The 23,225-nt window shown below is 38.4% G+C and carries 22 protein-coding genes and 1 pseudogene; 17 read left to right on the forward strand and 6 right to left on the reverse strand.

What is annotated here, in order from left to right; all coding sequences use genetic code 11:
- Positions 1 to 3: 3 nt before the first annotated feature.
- From C0975_RS06885 to C0975_RS06945, 13 genes are all read left to right on the forward strand, one after another.
- Positions 4 to 567, forward strand: a complete 564-nt coding sequence (locus C0975_RS06885) for a COG4648 family protein (protein ID WP_101775651.1) — start codon at positions 4 to 6, stop codon at positions 565 to 567.
- The gene (locus C0975_RS06890) at positions 525 to 1,856 is read left to right on the forward strand and encodes an AMP-binding enzyme (RefSeq protein WP_245853321.1); all 1,332 of its coding nucleotides are present in this window, start codon (positions 525 to 527) and stop codon (positions 1,854 to 1,856) included. Before C0975_RS06885 ends, C0975_RS06890 begins: the two co-directional genes overlap by 43 nt.
- A complete protein-coding gene (locus C0975_RS06895) occupies positions 1,856 to 2,587 on the forward strand; it encodes a glycosyltransferase family 2 protein (RefSeq protein WP_101775653.1) in 732 nt (243 codons plus the stop codon). Before C0975_RS06890 ends, C0975_RS06895 begins: the two co-directional genes overlap by 1 nt.
- Positions 2,584 to 3,504 (forward strand): lysophospholipid acyltransferase family protein, encoded by a 921-nt coding sequence (locus tag C0975_RS06900; protein ID WP_174674045.1) that lies wholly within the window; start codon positions 2,584 to 2,586, stop codon positions 3,502 to 3,504. Before C0975_RS06895 ends, C0975_RS06900 begins: the two co-directional genes overlap by 4 nt.
- A 22-nt stretch (positions 3,505 to 3,526) precedes the next feature.
- On the forward strand, positions 3,527 to 3,952 hold the full coding sequence (locus tag C0975_RS06905; RefSeq protein ID WP_101775654.1) for an excinuclease ABC subunit A: 426 nt from the start codon (positions 3,527 to 3,529) through the stop codon (positions 3,950 to 3,952).
- Between the two features lie 72 nt (positions 3,953 to 4,024).
- Positions 4,025 to 4,507: a DUF4410 domain-containing protein gene (locus C0975_RS06910; RefSeq protein WP_101775655.1), complete on the forward strand. Its 483-nt coding sequence runs from the start codon at positions 4,025 to 4,027 to the stop codon at positions 4,505 to 4,507.
- A 57-nt stretch (positions 4,508 to 4,564) separates the two neighbouring features.
- Entirely contained in the window at positions 4,565 to 5,011 is a 447-nt protein-coding gene (locus tag C0975_RS06915) for an acyl-CoA thioesterase (RefSeq protein ID WP_174674048.1), read from the forward strand.
- A 5-nt stretch (positions 5,012 to 5,016) separates the two neighbouring features.
- The gene (locus tag C0975_RS06920; RefSeq protein WP_101775743.1) at positions 5,017 to 5,604 is read left to right on the forward strand and encodes a LolA family protein; all 588 of its coding nucleotides are present in this window, start codon (positions 5,017 to 5,019) and stop codon (positions 5,602 to 5,604) included.
- Between the two features lie 9 nt (positions 5,605 to 5,613).
- The gene (locus C0975_RS06925; RefSeq protein WP_101775656.1) at positions 5,614 to 7,896 is read left to right on the forward strand and encodes an MMPL family transporter; all 2,283 of its coding nucleotides are present in this window, start codon (positions 5,614 to 5,616) and stop codon (positions 7,894 to 7,896) included.
- Between the two features lie 14 nt (positions 7,897 to 7,910).
- Positions 7,911 to 9,146: an NAD(P)/FAD-dependent oxidoreductase gene (locus tag C0975_RS06930; RefSeq protein ID WP_101775657.1), complete on the forward strand. Its 1,236-nt coding sequence runs from the start codon at positions 7,911 to 7,913 to the stop codon at positions 9,144 to 9,146.
- 196 nt (positions 9,147 to 9,342) lie between these two features.
- The gene (locus tag C0975_RS06935; protein ID WP_425440161.1) at positions 9,343 to 9,822 is read left to right on the forward strand and encodes a hypothetical protein; all 480 of its coding nucleotides are present in this window, start codon (positions 9,343 to 9,345) and stop codon (positions 9,820 to 9,822) included.
- Between the two features lie 9 nt (positions 9,823 to 9,831).
- A complete protein-coding gene (locus tag C0975_RS06940; protein WP_101775658.1) occupies positions 9,832 to 11,061 on the forward strand; it encodes a beta-ketoacyl-ACP synthase in 1,230 nt (409 codons plus the stop codon).
- Positions 11,048 to 11,497 (forward strand): hotdog family protein, encoded by a 450-nt coding sequence (locus C0975_RS06945; protein ID WP_101775659.1) that lies wholly within the window; start codon positions 11,048 to 11,050, stop codon positions 11,495 to 11,497. The genes C0975_RS06940 and C0975_RS06945 overlap by 14 nt, the downstream gene beginning before the upstream one ends.
- A 108-nt stretch (positions 11,498 to 11,605) precedes the next feature.
- On the opposite strand, the gene C0975_RS06950 is transcribed toward C0975_RS06945, so the two are convergent.
- The 3 genes from C0975_RS06950 to C0975_RS06960 are packed head-to-tail and all read right to left on the reverse strand — an operon-like array spanning position 11,606 to position 15,014.
- The gene (locus tag C0975_RS06950) at positions 11,606 to 12,910 is read right to left on the reverse strand and encodes a sodium ion-translocating decarboxylase subunit beta (protein WP_101775660.1); all 1,305 of its coding nucleotides are present in this window, start codon (positions 12,908 to 12,910) and stop codon (positions 11,606 to 11,608) included.
- Between the two features lie 10 nt (positions 12,911 to 12,920).
- Positions 12,921 to 14,738, reverse strand: a complete 1,818-nt coding sequence (gene oadA / locus C0975_RS06955) for a sodium-extruding oxaloacetate decarboxylase subunit alpha (RefSeq protein WP_101775661.1) — start codon at positions 14,736 to 14,738, stop codon at positions 12,921 to 12,923.
- Between the two features lie 18 nt (positions 14,739 to 14,756).
- Positions 14,757 to 15,014, reverse strand: coding sequence for an oxaloacetate decarboxylase subunit gamma (locus tag C0975_RS06960; RefSeq protein WP_101775662.1), 258 nt, complete (start codon positions 15,012 to 15,014; stop codon positions 14,757 to 14,759).
- A 401-nt stretch (positions 15,015 to 15,415) separates the two neighbouring features.
- Between C0975_RS06960 and tnaC the strand changes: the two genes are divergently transcribed.
- The 4 genes and pseudogenes from tnaC to C0975_RS11605 form a co-directional block, all read left to right on the forward strand.
- Positions 15,416 to 15,493, forward strand: coding sequence for a tryptophanase leader peptide (gene tnaC / locus C0975_RS11735; protein ID WP_425440166.1), 78 nt, complete (start codon positions 15,416 to 15,418; stop codon positions 15,491 to 15,493).
- 97 nt (positions 15,494 to 15,590) lie between these two features.
- The gene (tnaA, locus tag C0975_RS06970) at positions 15,591 to 17,006 is read left to right on the forward strand and encodes a tryptophanase (protein ID WP_101775664.1); all 1,416 of its coding nucleotides are present in this window, start codon (positions 15,591 to 15,593) and stop codon (positions 17,004 to 17,006) included.
- A gap of 72 nt (positions 17,007 to 17,078) precedes the next feature.
- Positions 17,079 to 18,305 carry an aromatic amino acid transporter gene (locus tag C0975_RS06975; RefSeq protein ID WP_101775665.1) on the forward strand — a complete coding sequence of 409 codons (1,227 nt, stop codon included), beginning with the start codon at positions 17,079 to 17,081 and terminating at the stop codon, positions 18,303 to 18,305.
- 153 nt (positions 18,306 to 18,458) lie between these two features.
- Positions 18,459 to 18,658, forward strand: a pseudogene (locus C0975_RS11605) (hypothetical protein); the annotation flags it as partial.
- A 198-nt stretch (positions 18,659 to 18,856) separates the two neighbouring features.
- Here the strand turns inward: C0975_RS11605 and glpC are convergent.
- The 3 genes from glpC to glpA are packed head-to-tail and all read right to left on the reverse strand — an operon-like array spanning position 18,857 to position 23,104.
- Complete coding sequence (glpC, locus tag C0975_RS06980) at positions 18,857 to 20,140, reverse strand: anaerobic glycerol-3-phosphate dehydrogenase subunit GlpC (protein ID WP_101775666.1); 1,284 nt, start codon at positions 20,138 to 20,140, stop codon at positions 18,857 to 18,859.
- Positions 20,137 to 21,423: a glycerol-3-phosphate dehydrogenase subunit GlpB gene (glpB, locus tag C0975_RS06985; protein ID WP_101775667.1), complete on the reverse strand. Its 1,287-nt coding sequence runs from the start codon at positions 21,421 to 21,423 to the stop codon at positions 20,137 to 20,139. Before glpB ends, glpC begins: the two co-directional genes overlap by 4 nt.
- Entirely contained in the window at positions 21,413 to 23,104 is a 1,692-nt protein-coding gene (gene glpA / locus C0975_RS06990; RefSeq protein WP_101775668.1) for an anaerobic glycerol-3-phosphate dehydrogenase subunit A, read from the reverse strand. Before glpA ends, glpB begins: the two co-directional genes overlap by 11 nt.
- Positions 23,105 to 23,225 lie beyond the last annotated feature (121 nt).

Consider the following 23,225-nt stretch of genomic DNA (forward strand, 5'->3'; position numbering starts at 1 on the left):
TGCATGAGTAGATTGCAATTTGCGGTAAATTTATTATTGACGTTGGTCACTATCACATATCCTATTATTTGGTTGTTTTTAGGGCAAGAATATCAATCTATATTGTATTGCTTGCCTTATATTATGGCAGGATTATGGGGGATGAAAGGATATTTACAGCCAGCAAATTGGCAACGTTATCTTGCATTAATGATGGCATTCATTTTGTTGTTAGTCGGGCTTACTCGTACAATTGACACAATGTATTGGTATCCTGTAGCTATTAATGTCATGATGTTAACGCTTTTTGCTGGAAGTTTATTTAGTAAACAATCTATTATTGAGCGTTTTGCTCGTTTACAAACCCCAAATTTACCTGAAAAAGCGATTTGGTACACACGTGTTGTCACAAAATCATGGTGTGTATTTTTTTTATTAAATATTTTGATGACTACGGGATTTATTTTGTCTGAACAATATCATTATTGGGCACTGTATACAGGGGTTATTGCTTATATTTTGATGGCAATATTGATGGTAGGCGAATGGTGTATCAGACAAATTGTAATGAAGAAGCAGGAGCAATGATGGCATCATCGTTAAGAAATGCTCAACTTACGAGTACTGATTTTGATTATCGTCGTCAGCAAATTTACCAGCAGTTAATACAAGATAATATACAGATTGTTGGATTATGGATTGAAAATGCACAATTATTCACTTGCACTTTATTAGCTTGTTTAGATGCCAAAGTAAAAGTTTTACTTCCACCCAATTTACTTCCTGAAAATCAGCGTTGGGTCATAGAAAATGCTGATCTTCTTTTTACTCAAGAATACCTTTCTTGTTACGCAACTTCACAGCATGTTGAGCATATTACTTCTGATATTGATAAAACTAACTCAACAGAAATTTGCTTAAAGACTTCAGGTAGCAGCGGGCAAGCAAAAATTATTAAAAAAACTGCACAGCAAATGTGGAAAGAGGCTGAAACTTTAGCGCAAGTTTTGCCTTTTGAACGTGGTATAAATATTACGGTATTAGGTAGTGTGAGTGTTCAGCACCTTTATGGCTTAACTTTTCGTGTTTTTTTAGCGTTAGAAATGGGCTGGTCATTAGGGGGTGAGCAATTACACTACCCAGAATATTTAATTGAGCAAAGTTATCAATCCCAGCAAGCCATTTGGATTAGTAGCCCTGCTTTGTTAAGTCGCTTAAATTTAGAAAATGCTGCTTTACGTCAGTGCAATCTTATCGGTATAGTTTCTTCAGGTGGTGTATTACCTGAAAATGTAGGCAATTTAATTCGAACTCAATTGACTATTCCTGTTGTTGAAATTTATGGTAGTACAGAAACAGGAGCGATAGCTGCTCGTCAAGATAATGGTTTATGGCAAAGTTTACCTCATAGCCAAATTGGTCTTGATGCACAGGGTGCATTGTGGGTGAAGTCAGCTTGGATTAACCAAAAAGAGCAAACCGCTGATGCAGTTGAGATTTATAGCAATGGATTTCAACTGTTAGGACGCATTGATCGTATTGTAAAGCTAGGGGATAAGCGCATTTCTTTAGTGGCTATTGAACAAGATTTGCTCAAGCATCCATGGGTAAGGGATTGTTATATTGCCTTGCATCCTACTCAACAACGTCCAGTTGCTTGGATTGCATTGAATACAACAGGGATTGAGCTATTGCAACAAAATCAACGTAAAACGCTTATTGATGAATTGAAGCAATTTGTAGGACAGTATCAAGAGAAACTAGCATTGCCGCGTTTTTGGCGTTTTTGTACACAATTACCTCGTAATAGCCAATCGAAAATTAGCCGAGCAGATTTTGAAAGAGTCTGCTTAAGCCAGCAAGATGAGATAACTTAATGAATTCCGTATTTAATCCCATTGTACTTATTCCCCACTATAATCATTCTCAAACATTAGTTCATGTGGTTGAAAGAGTACGTCAGTTTCAGCTTCCCATTTTGATTGTAGATGATGGTTCCAGCAAAATGCATCGATCTCTTTTGTCTTCACTGGAAAAACAAGATGGAATTTTTGTTATTTATCGTGCAGAGAATGGCGGTAAAGGTGCGGCAGTAAAAACAGGCTTACTTGAAGCATTTAAACAAGGTTTTTCTCATGCATTGCAGGTAGATGCAGATGGTCAACATAACTTGCCTGATGTTGAAAAAATGCTAACTCAAAGTAAATTACAACCTCAAGCGTTAGTTTGTGGTCGCCCTATTTATGGCGAGGATGCGCCCAAAGCACGCTTGTATGGTCGTAAAATTACCAATTTTTGGATTATGGTAAATACCTTATCCACTGATATTCATGATGGCATGTGTGGTTTTCGTATTTATCCATTAGCAACAACCATCACTTTATTAGAGCAAGAATCAATTGGCGATTATATGGACTTTGATATTGATATTTTAGTGCGCTTGCATTGGCGAAAAATACCAATAGTTTGGATTGATACATTGGTCAAATATGAACTTAATGGCACTTCACATTTCCGCGCTTGGAAAGATAATTGGTTAATAAGCAAAATGCATGCACGCTTGTTTCTTGCTATGTTAAAACGGTTTTTGATGGGGAAAATGAAGTGAATAGTGCACATTGGGCGAAACAACAAGAACGTGGTACAGCATTTTTCCTTATGCTCACTCGTTGGATCGTAAAATATTTACCTTTACCTTTAATCCGTTTTACCACTTTCTGGGTGGTTTTATATTTCTTTCTTACTTCACGCCGTAATCGATTGCATATTGCACAATACCAGCAAAAATTACAGGCATTTTTCCCTGATATTCGTTTACCTAAATGGGCTGTTTTTCGCCAATTTCTTGCTTTTGGCGAAGCTATTACGGATCGTTTTGCGGTATGGCAAAAACAGATTTGTTATAACGATCTCATTATTGATGATGCTGATAATCTTTATGCAGATATGAATAGTAATGAGCGCGGACAGATTCTATTGTGTTCTCATTTTGGTAATATTGAAATTTGCCGTGCTTTAGTAGGAAGTGGGCATCATGCAAATTTTCGCTTGAATGTGCTAGTTCATAGTCGGCATGCAGAGGCTTTCAATAAAGCTTTAGTTGAAGCTGGTGCAGATGAGCTACCTTTGATCCAAGTAGAAGATTTAAATGCACAAAAAATGTTAGAGCTTGCAGAGCGAGTTGAGCGCGGAGAATGGATTGCTATTGCAGCAGATCGTATCCCTGTGAGAGGAGATAAAACAGTACAAGCAAATTTTCTGGGAATGCCTGCTGATTTTCCACAAGGTGCATGGTTGTTAGCAGCATTACTTAAAGCACCAATCAATAGTGTGTTTTGCACAAAACAGCATAGTGTTTACCACTTAAAACTACGTCGTTTTTCTGGCGTAATTAGTGGTCGAGGTAAAGCTCGTGAGCAGAATATTCAGAAGGCGGTACAACAATATGCTGACCTACTCGCTAAAGAATGTGCAAAATCACCACTTTTATGGTTTAATTTTTACGATTTTTGGTATCAAAATTAATTAACTTTATAAGGACTTTTCTATGACATTTTCTAAAACTTTTATTTTTGCACTTAGTGCTATCATACTTTCAGCTTGCGCACCAAGAAATACAACACATTATTTTTCAATTGATGAAGCGTTACAGTCTCCCGCGGCAGCAAATGTATTAAACTCTAATGTTAAGCTTTATTTCGGTAAGCAAGCACCAGGTAAAGTATTAAAATCGGATTTAGTATCAAATAGAAAAACTAATGCAGCGAATAAAGATGATAAAGAAGCTTGTGAATGGGCGTTTTTATCGGCAGTGCGCTCTTTCCAAGATCGAGCTCAGTCAATGGGAGCGACTAAAGTAGGTAACTTAATTAGTTACTATAAAAAGAATCCATATAAAAGCACAACACAATTTGAATGTCATGCTGGACATTTAATTGGCGGTGTTGCTTTAAAAGGCGATATTGTTAAATAAAAATTGTGCTGAAAAGCAACATATTATTGATGTTGCTTTTATAATAAAACTCATCTTAAGGATAATACTGTTGTGAAAAAACTATTACTGCTTGCAGCATTTTCTATTGGTTTGCTTTCTGGTTGTACTTCATTGAATAGTCAAAATAATTTATCAAGAAATATTGATAAAACTTATCATAGTTATCAATTAAAGAATAATTCATCTAATGAAGCACTTGATCCTGAAATTGCAGCAATTTTTGAAACAGAGTTAAATAAGCAGTTAGCTAATTATGGATATAAACTTGGCGATGATATTACTATTCATTATGATATTAAAGCCTACGATCCTGGTAATAGAGCACTGAGAATGTTTATTGGTTTTGGCGCAGGTAAGGGGACGTTAGAGGTCGAAACAACATTAATTGATAAACATAAAAACAATTTAGGATCGATTAATAATGAAATTGCGTTAAAAATGGGATGGTTTGGTGGAAGTCTAACAAAAGTCATTCGCCGTGCAGCAATTGATACTGCCAAACGAATTTATAAATCCAGAATTCTCACTAAGTAACTTTAAAAGAGCGTATTTTTTATACGCTCTTAATTTTATATGGTTAATCAGATGAAAATTAAAAAACATATTTATGCACAGCATTCTTCTGAATATGAAATTCCATTTTTTGATGTGGATTCGATGAATATTATGTGGCATGGTCATTACGTCAAATATTTAGAAATGGCACGTTGTGCTTTTTTAGAGGATATGAATTATACCTATGATGTGATGAGAGAAATGGGTTATGGTTGGCCAATTGTGCAATTAAATTTGAAATATGTGAAGCCTGCACGTTTTCGTCAAAAAATCCGAGTTGATCTTGCGGTAGTGGAATATGAAAGTTGTTTGCGGATTGACTATGTGATTGTTGATCTTGCATCTGGCAAAAAATTAACAACTGGCAGCACAACACAGGTTGCTGTAGCGATTAATTCTGGCGAAATGCAATTTCAAACACCGCAATCTTGGCGTGATGCTTTACAAGCTTATCACAGATTTATTCCTGAACCGAACTGTTGAATATGATGAAAAAATACTTGATTGCTCTCTTTATGTTTTGCCACTCGGCTTTTCTATTTGCTTTTTCGCAACAAGCGCTGGTGACATTATTACAACGACCTAATAACACACAAGGTGAATTTACACAGCAACGCTATTTACAAGGGTTGATTAAACCTATTACTAGTTCTGGCCAGTTTGTGTTAGTCAAAAATCGAGGATTATTGTGGCAAACTGAAAAACCTTTTAGTAATCAGTTACGTGTTACATCCACAGGGATTAGCCAATGGGATGGGCATCGCTGGGTGGTGAGTCAGAAGTTAGGACAATCTGAACAAATTCAACTTTTTTTAGGTTTATTATCAGGAGATACCCAAGCACTGGCTAAGCAATTTGATTTGACTTTGCAAGGTTCAGAAAAAAAATGGCAACTAACATTGACGCCAAGTAGTTTGTTAATGAAACAGATTTTCACACAAATTATTATTGATGGTGAAAACAACGTTAAACGTATTGAGTTACAAGAAAAACAGGGGGATCGCACTTTAATTTCATTTGAAAATCAACGTGTTAATCAGCCGATTTCTTCATTTGCTCAAACTGCATTGCAATAGGATTGCCCCATGAAACTGACATTAGTTGTTTATCGCCGGTTATATACGATGTGTTTACTTGGTGTAACGATATTGTTTGGTTTCCAGATATATTCAGGTCATTGGTTACAGACCGACTTGCGCGCATTATTACCACAAGAACAGCATTGGTCTGATATCCAGTTAAAAGCAGATCAGCAACAAGAACAACTGTTTAATCAGCAAATTTTGGCTTTAGTTGGCAGCATTGATCCACAAACTGCCTTTATGCTGGCAGAACATATTAGTGAACAATGGCAGCAAAGTGGTTTATTTCAGCAAGTTTATGCAAAAACTCAGCCAAATTTGACCGCACTTCAACAGCAAATTAACCAATTAAAACTTGCGACTCTACCTGTTAGTATTCAAAAGCAATTACTTGAACAACCGCAGCATTATTTTCAACAATACGCAGAACAAATTGTCAATCCATTTCAGGCTAATTTGTTACCTTTAACACAAGATTGGCTTGGCTTTGGACGCTTTGTCTTAGCGCAGGCACAACAGCAAAGTCAAATTCAATGGCACAGTGACAATGGGATGCTGTTTGTTCAGCATGAAGGAAAAACTTGGGTATTATTGCGTGCGGAATTGGCACAAGGCGATCTGATTAATCCTCAGCAAAATCTGACCGCACTTTTAGCAGACAACGCGCAATGGATTGCACAACATCAAGCCGAATGGCTAGCTACTGGTGCTGCCTTATTCGCTACTGCCACGAAACAGCAAGCCGAGAAAGAAAGTACCCTAATGGGGGCAGTCGGAATCAGTTTTACACTTTTATTGTTGCTGATAGTATTTAGAACGCTACGTGTATTATGGTTATTATTGCCAATTGGTGTTGGTATGTTGTGCGGTGTGGTCGCAACAGTTTGCTTTTTTGGGCAAGTTCATATTTTAACTTTAGTGGTAGGTACGAGTTTAATTGGTGTATTAATCGATTTTCCACTACATTGGCTAGCTTCTTCGTTATTTAAACAGCAGTGGCAAGCTGAACGCGAAATGTTGTCGTTGCGTTTCACCTTCTTAATTAGCCTATTTGTGACTTTATTAGGCTATGGTCTACTCGGTTTTACTGCTCTGCCAGTATTACAACAAACTGCGCTTTTTTCTGCGTTTGCTTTAGTGTGTGCGATTATCGCTACTTTGCTTTATTTACCCCTTTTTTTCCAACATCATCAGCCACGTCAATGGACAATAACAGATAAACGTTTTTCTGTTCATTTACCAAAGCCAATAAAATGGCTATGCCTGTTATTCGGTACTGTTGGGTTAATCTCGGGCTTATATAAAAGCCAATGGCAAGATGATATTCGCCAATGGGTAGCTATGCCGCCAGAATTATTGCGGCAAGCTCAACAAATTAGCCTCATTACTGGCATTGATTTAAGTAATCAATATTTCTTGCTTACTGCAGAGAACGATGATCAATTGTTAAACAAGAGTAAGCAATTAACTGAAAAATTAGTTGATTTACAGCAGCAAGGCAAATTAGTGGCTATTCAATCTTTGAGTCAGTGGTTAATGTCAAAGCAGGAACAAATGGTATTTGTTGAAAAATTGAACCAACAGATTCAACCTACAGACTATGCGATTTTGCAACAAATTGGTGTGCCAATGGCGCAAGTGAATGAAGCATTAAAACAGCTAAAAAATCAACCGCACTTATCCCTTTCACAGGCATTAAACTATGAATTAGCTCAAAGTTGGCGAACGTTGTATCTAGGCGAATTGCAAACAGGAAAAGTGGTAGGCATAGTGAAAGTGGCGGGGGTAAAAGATAAATCTGCGCTGATAGCATTAGCCAATCAACAAGATATTTATTGGCAAGATAAACCAGAACACCTCAACCAAGCATTTCAGGATACTCGTGATCAGGCAGCTTGGCTGAAACTCTTCTCTTTTTTGTTGGCAGGTTTATTGTTGTGGCGCTTGTTTGGGCTAAAAAGAAGTGTACAAATGTTACTCATTCCTTTATTAGCCATCGCTTCGACAGTTGCTATTTTCGGCTGGCTTGGCTTACCAATAAGTTTATTTGCGATGTTTGGTTTATTACTCGTTTCCGCGATTAGTATTGATTATATTGCTTATATATATACTGTCTCTGAACGATTACTTGCAAAGCAAATCACCATTTCATTAGCTGCAATGACAACGTTGATTTCGTTTACCTTGCTTGGATTGAGTAGTACTCCAGCAGTGGCAAGTTTTGGTTGGAGCGTCAGCCTTGGTGTTGTTATCAGCTTATTGATTATTTTTAAAACATTACGTTAAATTTGGAGAACAACATGAATCAATTCGATGTGGTTATTATTGGTGCAGGACCTTCAGGTTCAGTTTCTGCATCATTACTTAAAAAACAGGGGTTAAAGGTTTGTGTCTTAGAAAAGCAGCATTTTCCACGTTTTGTGATCGGTGAAAGTTTATTACCTTATTGTATGGATATTTTAGCGGAAGCAGATTTAGTGGAAGCAGTAAATGCAGAAAAAAGTTTCCAGTTTAAAAATGGTGCCGCTTTTACTTGGGGTAATCGTTATACTTATTTTGACTTCACTGATAAATTTACTGCGGGACCAGGCACGACTTTCCAAGTTAGACGTGGTATTTTTGATCAAATCTTAATTGATGAAACCGCCAAAAAAGGGGTGGATGTACGTTTTGGACATGAAGTCCTTGCCTTTAATAATCAAGGCGAACAGGCCGTTTTAGAGGTGAAAACTGAAGCGGGTGAAGTTTATCAATTGAAGACAAAATTTGTTTTAGATGCCAGTGGATATGGGCGAGTTTTACCGCGTTTACTTGATTTAGAAACTCCTTCTCATTTACCTGCTCGTATCGCACATTTTACTCATATTGATGATAATATCTGTGATCCAAGTTTTGACCGTAATAAAATTTTAATCACAACCCATCCACATCATAGGGATGTATGGTTATGGTTAATTCCATTTGCAGATAACCGTTGCTCTATTGGGGTTGTTGGCTTACCTGAAACACTTGCAGGTGATAGTGAAAGCGTACTGAAAAAATTTGCACTTGAAGCACCAATGTTGCGACGTATTCTTGCTAATGCCAATTGGGATAATGAGTTTCCATATCGCAATATTCAAGGCTACTCTGCTAATGTGAAAAGCTTACATGACCGTCATTTCGCATTATTAGGTAATGCTGCAGAGTTTCTTGATCCTGTTTTTTCTTCTGGCGTAACAATTGCGTTACATTCTGCACGTTTAGCAAGCCGATTAATTCCACGTCAACTGCAAGGGCAGCTAGTAGATTGGCAAGCAGAATTTGCTAATCCATTGATGGTTGGTGTGAATGCATTCCGTACTTATGTCAATGGTTGGTACGATACACGTTTTCAAGATGTGATTTATGCACGTCATCCACAGCCTGAAATTCGCCAAATGCTATCCTCTATTTTGGCTGGCTATGCATGGGATGAAAAAAATCCGTTTGTGACGAAATCCGAAGCGCGATTAAATGCACTTGCGCAACTATGTGGTGTAGCAACACAAGATTAAGACTCAGTAGTAAAAGTGCGGTCACTTTTGTCGAAATTTTTATTGTCTAATGAGGTTAAAGCATAACAACATCATACTGCTTTTCTAAGCAGTATTAAGCAAAATAAGTCAAAAATAGACCACACTCGCTGATTAGGCTTTTAAAAGGAAATTTGTTATATTGCCGTTAAGATGATGGCATTGTAATAGTAAATATATGTTAAAAAAAATAATGTTGTTTTGGTTGTTACTGATATTGAGTGCTTGCTCATCATTGCCTTTGCTTGCGCCATTACCTCAACAATCGTTGGCTAATCGAACTTTTGTTGTTACACAGCAGCGACCTCACAATGAAAAAAGCTTATTAGTGCTTCAATTTCAAGCACAACAATGGCGCTGGGTACAAACAGACCCTTTAGGTGCACCTATTGCCCGTTTATTATTGACTCAACAAGGTTGGCAAAATGATGGTTTTGTGATGCCAAATAAACAAGCACAACAATTATTTTCAGCTATTGCGACGTATTTCACTACTAGCCAGCCACTGTTTGCATTTAGCCAAATTGAAGCAACAGCAAGAGGGCAAGATTATTTTATCAATAGTAAAAAAGTATGGACGCTTGCACCACGCAATAATGGTGTAAAAATTTATTTAGTCGATGGCTCTGAATGGCTCATTGAAGAACTAGAACAATAACATGAAATTATGCAAAAACTCTTTTTAACAAAACCTGCCATATTAACGGCTTTAGGGGCAGGCATTGAAAAACATGTTTCCATTTTGCTAAATGGCGAAGTTTCCCCGTTAAAAGTATCAAATAAAGTCTTCTCTGAACATGGTATTGCAGGAAAGCAAGGTGTATTCGGCGAAATTGATCAGATATTACGCCCTTTTCCTGATAGCCTTGATCCTATTCATCACAGTCGAAATAACCAAGTATTATGGCATGCACTAGCACAAATTGAACCACAAATTCAGTTAGCAATAACTCGGTTTGGACGTGCACGTATTGCTGTCGTGATGGGGACATCAACCACGGGAGTGGATGAAAATATGCCCGTTTTTAAACAAGGTGCAGCCCATGATGATTGGTCAGCTGTTACGTTTAATCAACAGCAACAACTTTTCTCTGCACCAGCAGATTTTTTATGCGCTGTTTATGGTTTACAAGGATTAACCTATGGGATTTCTACTGCTTGTACATCAGGTGCGAGAGCATTAATTAGTGCTGCCCGCTTATTAAAAAGTGGATTATGCGACGCAGTGATTTGCGGTGGTGTGGACACTCTTTCGCCTTTAACAATAAGAGGTTTTGATTCCCTTTCGGTACTTTCGCCGCAACAAACTAATCCGTTATCCGTGAATCGCAATGGGATTAATATTGGGGAAGGCACGGCGGTATTTGTTATGAGTCGCGAACCATTAGATGAACATCATATTCAATTGTTTGGTTATGGTTCGAGTAGTGATGCCTATCATATGTCATCGCCACATCCTGAAGGTGAAGGGGCAATCAGTGCTTTTCAAAATGCATTAGCCTCAGCACAATTAACAGCAGAGCAAATTGGTTGGATTAATTTGCATGGTACAGGGACAACACATAATGATCAGATGGAAAGTCTTGCAGTTGCACATGTATTTGGTCAGCAGACAGCCTGTACAACCACTAAACCTTATACTGGACATACACTCGGCGCGGCTGGCGCAGTCGAGGCTGGCATTCTATGGGGAATTATTAGTCGAATATATAACCCAACAGGGCGCTTACCAGCCCAGTTATGGGATAAACAAGCTGACCATAATTTGCCTTCACTTGCAATTACAGATGGACAAAGTCATTGGCAAGCAACGCAGCGAATTGGGGCAAGTAGCTCATTTGCTTTTGGTGGTAATAATTCGGTACTTATTTTAGGAGAAAGCAATGATAGCGCTTAATTGCCCTATTGATAATGTCGCACCTTTAGTGCCTCACAGTGGTGAAATGGTACTGCTTGATCGTATTACAGCGTTCGGTGATGATTTTTTAGTTGCAGAAAGTATGATTCGCCCAGATCATATTTTGTTAAAGCAAGGTCAACTCGCGACATTTGCTGGAATTGAAATTATGGCACAAGGTATTGCGGCTTGGTCTGGTTGTATGGCTATACAAGCTAATCAACCTGTACACTTAGGTTATTTACTTGGCACACGTAAATTGCATATTCATACACAAGAAATTCCTATTGGTAGCCATCTTCAAATCCGAGTAAAAATGTCGATTCAAGATGCAACAGGTTTCGGGGTTTTTGATTGCCAACTCATTGATTTGGCGAGTGAACAAGTTATTCTAGAAGGTGCATTAAATGTGTTCAGCCCGAATGAGGCAGTATAACAATAGTGATAATTTCTATTCACCATATTAAAATCCTCATTATCCGTTTAGATAATGAGGATTTTTTATCACCAAAATTTAAAAAAAAGTGACCGCACTTGGTATGCTTTACATCATTGCCGAAACATATTTCAACATTACACCTGCGGCAATTGCTGAGCCAATAACGCCCGCAACGTTTGGTCCCATGGCATGCATGAGTAAGAAGTTCTGATGATCTTCTTCTAAACCAATTTTATTGGCAACCCGAGCTGCCATTGGTACAGCGGACACACCAGCAGCACCAATTAATGGGTTAATTGGGTATTTGCAGATTTTGTTCATCAGTTTTGCCATTAAAATACCGCTTGCTGTCCCAATAGCAAAGGCAACAACACCTAATAGTAAAATACCTAAGGTTTGTGGCTGTAAGAATTTATCGGCGACTAATTTTGAACCCACAGATAAACCGAGGAAGATCGTCACAATATTGATTAAGGCATTTTGTGCCGTATCATTTAGGCGCTCAACCACACCACTAGTACGCAGTAAATTACCAAAACAGAACATACCGAGTAATGGCGCTGCATCAGGTAATAACAAGGCAACAAGAGTAACTAATACGATCGGGAATAAAATCTTTTCACGATTACTCACATTACGTAGCTGTACCATGCGAATTTTGCGTTCTTCTTTGCTTGTGAGTGCCTTCATAATTGGTGGTTGAATGAGAGGCACTAATGCCATATAAGAATAAGCCGCAACCGCAATTGCACCTAATAATTCAGGCGCCAATTTACTTGAAAGATAAATTGCAGTTGGACCATCGGCTCCCCCAATAATCCCGATAGCGGCAGCTTGTGGTAAGGTAAAACTGATTAATCCTGTCCAGTTTAATAATAATGCACCAATAATTGTTGCAAAGATACCAAACTGGGCGGCCGCACCCAGTAATAATGTACGTGGATTAGCAAGGAGTGGTCCAAAATCAGTCATGGCTCCTACCCCCATAAAAATAATTAGCGGAGCGACACCATAACCAATAGCGACCTTATAGAACAACGCTAATACGCCTGCGGTATAGCCCATGTCACCTGCCATCACTTCTAACTGATTTTGTACAGAAGGCAATGCATTTGTAAGTACAGACTTGATCGCCTCGGGTTCAGCTATTGTATTGAGTTTAGCTGCTACAATCGCGAGTTGTTCAGCATTACCAGAATGCAATAGATTATCTAAAGCACTCATCGCAAGACCTGCTTCTGGAATATTGGATAGAAGCCCACCGAAGCCAATTGGCAGGAGAAGTAATGGCTCAAATTTTCGTGCAATTGCGAGCCAGAGTAGCACTAAGCTAATCAGCATCATTAATGCCTGACCTAGCTCAAGGTGCATGATTCCCATACCACGCAATAATGAAAGAATACTTTCCATAACAACCTCATTAGCTTAATGTCATTAGCGTATCGCCAACGGCAACTGTATCACCAGCTTTCACGCTAATGCTTTGTACTATACCGGCTTGGCTTGCACGAATTTCTGTTTCCATTTTCATGGCTTCTAAAATTAATAGTACATCCCCTTCAGCGACTTGTTGACCTTCTTTTGCTACGACTTTCCAGATATTACCTGCCATTGGCGCAGTCACTGGTGTGCCACCTGCTGCCGCTGGTGTAGGTTGAGGGGCAACTTGTGGTACAGGCTGAGTTGAGGCTGCTGGTGCAATATCGCTCACCTCACCACCATCAGTAACTTTCACCACAAAAGATTTACCTTCTAATTCTACGGTATATACCGCAGACCCTGTGCTTGCCATTGCTTTTGGCGCTGGTGTGCTTGATTTTTCTGTTGGTTTTGCCGTATCTAAGGTTGGTGCTGGCTCAAAGGCATCTGGATTACCACGATTTTCGAGGAACTTCCAACCAATTTGTGGGAAGAGAGCAACGATAAGGACATCATCAATTTCATTTTCAGCAAGCTTAATGCCTTTTTCTTTTGCCTGTTGCTTAATTTCATCGGCTAATTTGTCCATTTCTGGTGCAATATGATCCGCTGGACGATCAGTAATTGCTTGTGCACCATCAAGAACTTTTGCTTGTAATTCCGCGTTTACTGGTGCTGGTGTACGACCATATTCACCTTTTAAAATACCTGCAGTTTCTTTTGCAATAGTCTTGTAGCGTTCACCCATTAACACATTGATAACGGCTTGTGTTCCCACAATTTGCGAAGTTGGTGTCACTAATGGAATGAAGCCTAAATCTTCACGTACGCGTGGAATTTCTTTTAATACTTCATCTAATTTATCAGACGCATTTTGTTGTTTTAACTGGCTTTCTAAGTTGGTTAACATCCCGCCCGGGACTTGTGCTACTAGAATACGGCTATCTGAACCTTTAAGTTGTCCCTCAAATTTGGCATATTTTTTACGAACTTCGCGGAAATAAGCAGCAATATGTTCTAGTTTATTAATGTCTAAACCAGTGTCGTATTGTGTACCTTGTAATGTTGCGACTAAGGCTTCAGTCGATGGATGACCATAAGTACCACTCATGGATGAAATTGAAGTGTCAATACCATCAATGCCTGCTTCTACCGCTTTAAGTAATGCCATTTCCGCCATACCTGTTGTCGCGTGACAATGTAAGTGAAGTTGAACATCATAACGTTGTTTGATTTCGCTAACTAATTTATACGCTTCTACTGGCGTTAGGATACCCGACATATCTTTAATAACGACAGAATCTACCCCGATTTCTAATAGTTGCTCTGTAATCTCTAACCAAGTTTCTAAATTGTGTACAGGACTTGTGGTATAACTTAATGTACCTTGTGCGTGACCTCCATTACGTTTCACTGCTTGTAATGCTTGTTTCATATTACGTGGATCGTTCATGGCATCGAATACACGGAAAACTGACATCCCATTTTTTACTGAGCGTTCAACGAAGCGATCAACTACGTCATCTGCATAATGGCGATAACCTAATAAGTTTTGACCACGCAATAACATTTGCAATGGTGTATTTGGCATCGCTTGTTTTAGTTCACGTAAACGGACCCAAGGATCTTCACCTAAAAAACGAATACAGGCATCGAAAGTTGCCCCACCCCATGCTTCAAGCGACCAGTAACCAATTTGATCAAGCTCGTGTGCGATTGGTAGCATATCATCAAGGCGCATACGAGTTGCGAAAAGAGATTGATGGGCATCGCGTAACACGACATCAGTAATGGCAATTTTTTTGTTTTGAGTAGTCATTTTTTATTTCCTTTTAAGTTATTTGAGCCCTTGTTGACGACGGTGATGTGCGATCGCGGCGACGATAACAGGACGTAAATGTGCTAAATCGTGAGTTTCAGATTGAGTTATTGTTGTTTTTGTTACGGGAGTTGAAACGGGTTCTGGAAAGAAACGATTGACCAGCTTAGACATGAGTTCAATAGCGTAGATCAGGATGAATAAAAATAGCATTACAAATCCTACGCCGGCAAACATCAAATTTAAGCCTTCTTGCAGAAGTTCTGCATTTGTCATTTTAAGACTCCTTTTTTTGAATAATAATGTGGAATATTACTTCTTTTTGTGGAGAAAAAATTTGATATGGGTCACAAAAAAGAAGTGCGGTCGATTTAATCAAAGTTTTATTGGTCTAGGTCAAAATTTAAGCATGATTAGCATCACAAATGTATCCTTATAACACTCAATGATAATTGATTGGTTTAATTATATTCTTTTGAAATAAAAGGCTTTTACCTTTATATACTATTTTACTGTTAGAAAGAATTTTTTATTTTTCAGTATATTATTTTTGTGATTCGACTCACAACTCTGGCATTTTAGTGGTGACAAATTAACCATACATGTTTAATTTATAGCCGAGAGAAATTCTCACCCATAAGTTGTTATCTTTTACTAAACAAAAGGATAATTTTATGATGTCAATTTTATCACCTAATCAAGTTTGGATTATTGTTGATCCAAAATTGTCACTCTTTTTTCCCATAATTCGCTAATCCCCAATTTTCATATATTCATTCGTTCAATTCATTATAAAGAATAAATGCTTATTTATTCTTGGATATTGTTTATCTCAATTTTAAGGATTTTATTATGGAAAACTTTAAACATTTACCAGAACCGTTTCGTATTCGTGTTATTGAGCCTGTGAAAAGAACAACGCGTAAATATCGCGACGAAGCAATTTTAAAAGCAGGTATGAATCCATTTTTATTAGATAGTGAAGATGTGTTTATTGATTTATTGACGGATAGTGGTACTGGCGCGATAACACAAGAAATGCAAGCAGCAATGTTACGTGGTGATGAAGCTTATAGTGGTAGCCGTAGTTACTATGCTCTTGCTAATGCGGTGAAAGACATTTTTGGTTACGAATATACTATTCCAACCCATCAAGGGCGTGGTGCGGAGCAAATTTATATTCCCGTCTTAATTAAAAAACGTGAACAAGAAAAAGGCTTAGATCGTAACAAAATGGTGGTATTTTCAAACTATTTCTTTGATACCACCCAAGGTCATAGCCAAATCAATGGGGCAACTGTGCGTAATGTTTATACGAAAGATGCGTTTAATACAGGTGTTAATGCTGATTTTAAAGGCAATTTTGATCTTGAAAAATTAGAACAGGGCATTCTGGAAGTCGGTCCAAATAATGTGCCTTATATTGTATGCACCATTACTTGTAACTCTGCGGGTGGTCAACCTGTGTCATTAGCTAATATGCGTGGCATGTATGAAATTGCACAAAAATACGATATTCCCGTCATTATGGATTCTGCCCGTTTTGCAGAAAATGCTTATTTTATTCAACAGCGCGAAGCGGGTTATAAAGAATGGACCATCGAACAAATTACTTATGAAAGTTATAAGTATGCCGATGCATTAGCAATGTCCGCTAAAAAAGATGCAATGGTACCAATGGGTGGCTTATTATGTTTCAAAGATAAACGGATGGAAGACGTGTATAACGAATGCCGTACGCTTTGTGTCGTACAAGAAGGCTTCCCAACCTATGGTGGTTTAGAGGGTGGTGCTATGGAGCGCTTAGCGGTTGGCTTACGTGATGGTATGCGTCAAGATTGGTTAGCTTATCGTATTAATCAAATTGAATATTTAGTAAATGGGTTAGAGGAAATTGGTGTAGTTTGCCAACAGCCGGGTGGACATGCCGCATTCGTTGATGCGGGTAAATTATTACCACATATTCCAGCAGATCAATTCCCAGCACAAGCACTTGCTTGTGAGTTGTATAAAGTTGCAGGGATACGCGCAGTAGAAATTGGTTCATTCTTATTAGGACGTGATCCAAAAACAGGTAAACAACTCCCTTGCCCAGCAGAGTTATTGCGTTTAACTGTGCCGCGTGCAACTTATACTCAGACACATATGGATTTCATTATCGAAGCATTTAAGCACGTCAAAGAGAATGCCGAAAATATTAAGGGTTTAACCTTTACTTATGAACCCAAAGTGTTACGCCACTTTACGGCACGCTTAAAAGAAGTCTAAAAAACTTAATGCAGTTTCTGTTTATGCAGAAACTGCATTTTTCATTTTATTTTATGAAAAGGGAAAAGCATTATGAAAAAGACGCCTTCAATTTTCGGTGGTGCCTGTATTATTGCCAGTGTGTGTGTCGGCGCAGGAATGCTAGGCTTACCAAGTTCTGGTGCAGGTGCATGGACAATTTGGTCCATTCTGACCATCTGCTTTACGATGTTAACCATGACGGTTTCAGGTTGGTTATTGTTAGAAGCGTATAAACATTATGATCTGCGTGCTTCATTTAATACCGTGACTAAGGCTATGCTGGGTAATTCAGTGAATGTGATTAATAACTTAGCTGTCTATTTTGTGGGCGGGATTTTGCTTTATGCTTATACAACTGCTTCAGGCGGGATTTTAAGTGGGTTGGCAGCCCCATTTTTTGAACTTGATTCACGTATTTGGTCAGTGATTTTTGTGTTAGTCTTTTCATTCTTTGTTTGGCATTCTACGCGTATTGTTGACCGAGTATCTGTCATCTTGATTGTGTTTATGTCATTGTCATTTATTTTCAGTATATTTGGTCTCACTGTGAATATTGATTTAGCAACATTGTTTGATACAAAAGGGACTGATTCTAATTACGCTATGTATGCAATGGGGCTGTTACCTGTCGCATTGACTTCGTTTGGCTATCACCATTCTGTTGCAACAATGCGCGCTTATTATGGTGATGAGTGTAAAGCAAAATATGCGATTTTAGGTGGGACTGCGATTGCTTTAGCACTTTATTTATTATGGGTTATTTCAATTTTTGGCAATTTACCTCGTAACCAATTTGGACCTGTACTTGAAAGCGGTGGGAATTTAGATGTACTACTGAGTGCACTGGGTAATGTGATTGAATCTGCATCAGTAAAACAAGCGATTAATGCGTTTTCTATAGCAGCTATTTTATCTTCATTTATTGGGGTTGGCTTAGGAGTATTTGACTTCCTAGCTGACTTCTTTAAATTTGATAACAGCAAAGAAGGACGTTTTAAATCTTGGGCGGTGACGTTCTTACCACCATTGATTTTATCTGTTTCTTTCCCACTTGGTTTCTTAAAAGCGATTGGCTATGCTGGTGCAGTTGCAACAATTTGGACATGTATTATCCCAGCGTTGCTTGCTAGAAAATCGCGTACTATGCCAAATGGTCAAACTGGATTTAAAGTAGCTGGCGGGAATGTGACCATTGTTATTGTAATCTTATTTGGTATTGCTACTGCGCTATTCCATTTCCTTGCTATGTTCAATATACTACCTGCCTTTAAAGGCTAATTATCATCAATTATAAGAGATATATGATCTGCACCTCAAAAGTTGGGCGACAAAACTAACTAAGGTGCAGATTTTTATTACCAAGTATAATTAACATTTCAAACAACAAGTTATCGAATTCTATTTTCAACATCATCAATCACTTCCGTCTACATTAAAATATTGGGATTACAAGTAAAACAGAAAATGAAGCGGAAATATAATTCCTATGATGGCATAGTAGAAAATGTAGCAAAAAATCTCTTGCAGTGTAACTTTCATGCAGATAAACCCAATAAAGGATGGCGGATATAACAGAATTTAAAACAAAAGACGGCAATAAGCTTTACCTATTTCCTATTTTAGATTTATTTAAATAAAATGATAACCTATCAAACCAGTCGTCATCCAAATTGACAACAAGTTGTGCAGATGCTGAAGCTGGCAATAAAAAACTATCTAAAAATACAAGCCCAATACAATATCGAACGACAATCTTTCAATTAATCAGTCTAATTTGGGGGACCAGATAAGCCCCCTGTAAATCACACCTAAAATCTAGAATTAAGCTCTTATTCTTCACATTTGCCTAATGCCATCGCCAATAGCGTAATTGGGTGTAAACAAGTTAACTGAGTTGACATATCAATCTGCCATTTGCATGTTTCACATTCAGAGATAACGTAATCAAAACCACCTTCATTAATATAATTAAACAACGGATTGCCAATAGCTTGTGAAACTTCATAATTCTCCGCTTTAAAACCGTAAGTACCTGCAATACCACAACATTGTGACGGTAATATCACAATTTCAACACCTGGAATTTGTTTTAATACCTCTAATGTGTAAGGTGCCCAACCTGCTTTTTCTACGTGGCAAGCCGTATGATAGGCAAGTCGTAATGGCAATGTTTTAAATGGGAATTTTTTACCTGCTTGCATTAATTGATACAGATAACGTGTCACAATATGCACATGTGGACGCACTTTTTGATTGTCCATGCCTAAAATATGATGATATTCATCACGTAGATTCATCGTACAACTTGAAGATGTTCCCACTACCTCTAAACCACGCTCATCAATCGTCTTACCCAAATATTTTAGGTTAAACTCTGCTTGTTTTTTTGCTCTTTCTGGAAAACCATTCACTGATAATGGCAAACCACAACATTTTTCTTTTTCCAGCAATACCACGCCAATATCAAGGACATTGAAGACTTGAATCAGCTCTTTGCCAAGTTGTGGATTATTGTAATTGACATAACAACCATGATAATAAGCGACTTTATCTTTATACAATGCTTGCTCATCTGCTACTTTTTTCAAATACCAACTACGAAAAGAGCCAAAAGAATATTTTGGTAACGTGCGATGTTTACTAACGCTTAACGTTTTTTCAAGTAAGAAACGTGTAGCTTTTAAACCTGTAATCGTATTTACAATCGGTGCAAACGGCGTATTCATTTGGCCCATAATATCCGTATTACTTAATACTGCATCACGTAATTTATGCATGAGTGGCTTATTTTGACGAGCGACATTATTATTTCTGGCTCGTACAATTAAATCACCGATTTTCACATCAGAAGGACAAGCTACTTCACAGCGTTTACAGTTAGTACAATATTTCAATGCCTCATCATAAAGTTCTGCACTTTTTAAACGTAAACGCTCACCATCTGGTCCCGCTTGTTTTGGTCCTGGATAAAAAGGATTTTGACGTGATACTGGGCAAACCGCAGTACAAGCTGTACATTTAATACAGCTTTCAAAACTCTCATCAATCTGTTGATGAGAAATGGGTGTAGTAGCATGTTGTTTTGCATTTTCAATCAATTGTTGAATATTCATAGCTCACCCCCTATGTGTTCTGCTGCAACCAAAGCAGTCACAACTGCAACCCCAGAACCACAACCTAATTCAATACCATTAAAACCACCTAAAATATTACCGATGGCATATAAATTTTCAAAAAACTGACCGCACTTTTGTACTTGGCATTGCGCGTTAATGATGACGCCTGCTGCTTGATAAGGCTGTGGCGAAGCAAAACGATTACTCGTCCAAGTCATACGATCTGTGGCATTAAAATCCTTATACGCCAATATATCGGCTTGAAAAATTGGCTCATAAATTTTATCAAAATCAGCCACTAATCCCTTACTAAAAAAGCTACCACTAGCAAGGACAAAATGAGAAGCCGTGATTGGTACTTCTTGATGTAAATGTGTATACACCTGCTTAACTCGACTCGCCTCCACATCTGCTTTGACGACTTTATCACCATTCATCATAAAACCACCTAATTGTTTAAAATAGTGGGTCAGTTGTTTATGTTGGCGCATGCCTAGTAATGATGGCGGCAAAGTAGGTAACTCAAATAATTCAAGCTGAGTTGCCTGTTTCAGTGCGTTAAAAAATTCTTGTGTTTCTAAGCCAAAACAAGCAGGCAAAAACACCGCTTTTGCCCCTTGCGCAGCTTCTCGAATTTCTCGTACTAAATCACTAAACGCTAATTTATGCTCCAATAATTGTGCAATATTCACACTACGAAACTCGCGCGAATGATTACGTAAATGATCCAATTCAGGAATATTTAAAAAACCTGTTGTAACTTCACAATGTGCAAATTGTGAATTTTGGACTAAATTTTCCGCTAATAACTGTGGCTGGAAGTCATGATAACCTTCAATACCTAATACTGCGATTTTATTATGTGGAAAACTGGCATGTTGACCTACTGTCGGCACACTATTTGGCGATAACCAAGTATTACGCAAGCTACCTAATGGTGTTACTCGTAAATGATTTTGTTCACTTGAACCAACCAAACCGAGATTCAACTCTTGCGCCAATTGCTCAAACTGTAGTGCTTTCGCCATGACTTTTTCTTGACCAATCACACAATAAGGGTGTTGTGGTAATTGTTGGTAAAGTGCGGTGTAATTTTGCTCAAAATGCTGAATTGGGCGACCACTTGGTAACTGCCCAAGTAAATCCATTGAGCCCGATGAAAAATCAATTGCTGCCTGTCCATTATTAATAATGACACATTGTTTACCTTGTTGTTGGAGAGCAATCCCACATGTCAAACCGGCAAGCCCACCACCAATAATTGCTACATCAAAATTCATTGTCATCTGTCCCTTGCTGTGCTTGTTGCTCAAGCGGTTTCACATCATTTAAGCCAAGTAAACTGTAATAAACCCATGAGGTAAAATCAGCTTCTCGAGTGGCCTCCCCCCAACAAATTGGCTCAATACCACGCCAGCGCTCCTCCATAAAAGAAGCAAGTTGTGTGGTGGATTGGCGTGGCGTTGCCACACCAAAACGTGCAATTAAACCTGCCGCACGACAAGCACATAATTCAGCTTGGCAAGTTCCCATTCCAACACGCGTACGACGACGTAAATCAACCAAATTGTTCACACTTAATTCATCAACAGCATAACGTACTTCGCCAGCAGTAACCGCTTCACATTCACAAACTAATGAACGATCTAAACGTTCTGTTTGTAACAAACGTGTAGCACGCGAACCATGCCGATATACGGCAGAATAACGAATAGTACTTGGTAAAGAAATGACACGTTTGTTCGTTTCTAAACGACTTTCACTCGAACCTGGCAATGGCTGTTTTGCCGTAATACATGGCGCGGTTTTATTTAATTTTTTACAGACTAAATCAGTTGCCCATTCAGCCATCAAGCGATAAGTCATCAACTTACCACCAGTAATAGTCACAAAACCCTCTAAACCATCACGTTCTGCATGGTCAAGCAACACGATGCCACGACTCACATTACGCCCAGAAGGATCATCATCAGTTGCAACCAGAGGACGGACACCAGCATAAGCGCGTAATACACGAGTGTGGCGTAATGACGGTGCTAATTTTTCTCCTTCACGGAATAAAATATCCACTTCTTCAGGAGTGACCATCATATTGTCAATCTGATCATAAGGAATACGACTTGATGTAGTACCAATGACACAAATAGTATCTCCCGGCACTAAAATATCAGCATCAGCAGGCTTACGGCAGCGATTAATTACCATCTTATTAATTCGATGCCCCATCACTAACAAAGCCCCCTTCGCGGGGAACATTCTGATTTTTAAATCAGCATATTCAGCAATACCTTGCCCCCAAATACCACCAGCGTTAACAACAATAGGTGCAAAAAATTGGCGTTGTACTTTATATTTATGATCATAAACATTCACGCCAATGATTTTTCCACCTTCCCGAATTAAGCCTTCCACCTCACAATAAGTAAAAACACGTGCACCATTTTCAGTCGCATCTAACATATTAGATGCAGTTAAACGGAAAGGATCTATAGAACCATCAGGTACTACAACGGCACCCACTAAGTCTGGATTCACAGAAGGTTCTAAACGTTTAGCAAGTTCAGGATCTATTGCGACAGCTTCAATGCCCGATGCCGTGCAACTTTCGATAAATTTTTTCTGATAGGCAAGATCATCTTCAGGTAAGGTAATAAACAAACCTTCTGTTTCATCTACACAATGACGAGCGATATTGCGCAAAATTTTATTTTCTTCAATACATTCTTTTGCAGATTCTTGATCATTCACTGCATACCTTGCTCCACTATGCAACAAACCATGATTACGCCCTGTTGCACCTGTAGCAATATCTCTTCGTTCTAATAAAATACAGTCAATACCGCGTAATGCACAATCTCGGGCAATCCCTGCGCCAGTGGCACCACCACCAATGATAATCACATCTGTACTAATAGGACTTGTATCTGCGGTATTTTTATACATTTGAGGTGATATTTTCATCTTTCCTCTCCCACATAAACAAAAAAACGCTCAAATAAACGATACTTCTGCTGTCATTTTAGGCTAAACACGCACAAACAAACAATCATTTGATCGAAAAAGAAAACTCAATTGTGACAAA

Source organism: Pasteurella oralis (assembly GCF_002850605.1).
GTDB lineage: Bacteria > Pseudomonadota > Gammaproteobacteria > Enterobacterales > Pasteurellaceae > Pasteurella > Pasteurella oralis.

Bases quoted from the DNA above. Each gene is read 5' to 3' on its own strand.
- C0975_RS06885 (WP_101775651.1), top strand. From the start codon at position 4: ATGAGTAGATTGCAATTTGCGGTAAATTTATTATTGACGTTGGTCACT.
- C0975_RS06890 (WP_245853321.1), top strand. From the start codon at position 525: ATGGTGTATCAGACAAATTGTAATGAAGAAGCAGGAGCAATGATGGCA.
- C0975_RS06895 (WP_101775653.1), top strand. From the start codon at position 1,856: ATGAATTCCGTATTTAATCCCATTGTACTTATTCCCCACTATAATCAT.
- C0975_RS06905 (WP_101775654.1), top strand. From the start codon at position 3,527: ATGACATTTTCTAAAACTTTTATTTTTGCACTTAGTGCTATCATACTT.
- C0975_RS06920 (WP_101775743.1), top strand. From the start codon at position 5,017: ATGAAAAAATACTTGATTGCTCTCTTTATGTTTTGCCACTCGGCTTTT.
- C0975_RS06925 (WP_101775656.1), top strand. From the start codon at position 5,614: ATGAAACTGACATTAGTTGTTTATCGCCGGTTATATACGATGTGTTTA.
- C0975_RS06930 (WP_101775657.1), top strand. From the start codon at position 7,911: ATGAATCAATTCGATGTGGTTATTATTGGTGCAGGACCTTCAGGTTCA.
- C0975_RS06935 (WP_425440161.1), top strand. From the start codon at position 9,343: ATGTTAAAAAAAATAATGTTGTTTTGGTTGTTACTGATATTGAGTGCT.
- C0975_RS06940 (WP_101775658.1), top strand. From the start codon at position 9,832: ATGCAAAAACTCTTTTTAACAAAACCTGCCATATTAACGGCTTTAGGG.
- C0975_RS06945 (WP_101775659.1), top strand. From the start codon at position 11,048: ATGATAGCGCTTAATTGCCCTATTGATAATGTCGCACCTTTAGTGCCT.
- C0975_RS06950 (WP_101775660.1), bottom strand. From the start codon at position 12,910: ATGGAAAGTATTCTTTCATTATTGCGTGGTATGGGAATCATGCACCTT.
- oadA (WP_101775661.1), bottom strand. From the start codon at position 14,738: ATGACTACTCAAAACAAAAAAATTGCCATTACTGATGTCGTGTTACGC.
- C0975_RS06960 (WP_101775662.1), bottom strand. From the start codon at position 15,014: ATGACAAATGCAGAACTTCTGCAAGAAGGCTTAAATTTGATGTTTGCC.
- tnaC (WP_425440166.1), top strand. From the start codon at position 15,416: ATGTCAATTTTATCACCTAATCAAGTTTGGATTATTGTTGATCCAAAA.
- tnaA (WP_101775664.1), top strand. From the start codon at position 15,591: ATGGAAAACTTTAAACATTTACCAGAACCGTTTCGTATTCGTGTTATT.
- C0975_RS06975 (WP_101775665.1), top strand. From the start codon at position 17,079: ATGAAAAAGACGCCTTCAATTTTCGGTGGTGCCTGTATTATTGCCAGT.
- glpC (WP_101775666.1), bottom strand. From the start codon at position 20,140: ATGAATATTCAACAATTGATTGAAAATGCAAAACAACATGCTACTACA.
- glpB (WP_101775667.1), bottom strand. From the start codon at position 21,423: ATGAATTTTGATGTAGCAATTATTGGTGGTGGGCTTGCCGGTTTGACA.
- glpA (WP_101775668.1), bottom strand. From the start codon at position 23,104: ATGAAAATATCACCTCAAATGTATAAAAATACCGCAGATACAAGTCCT.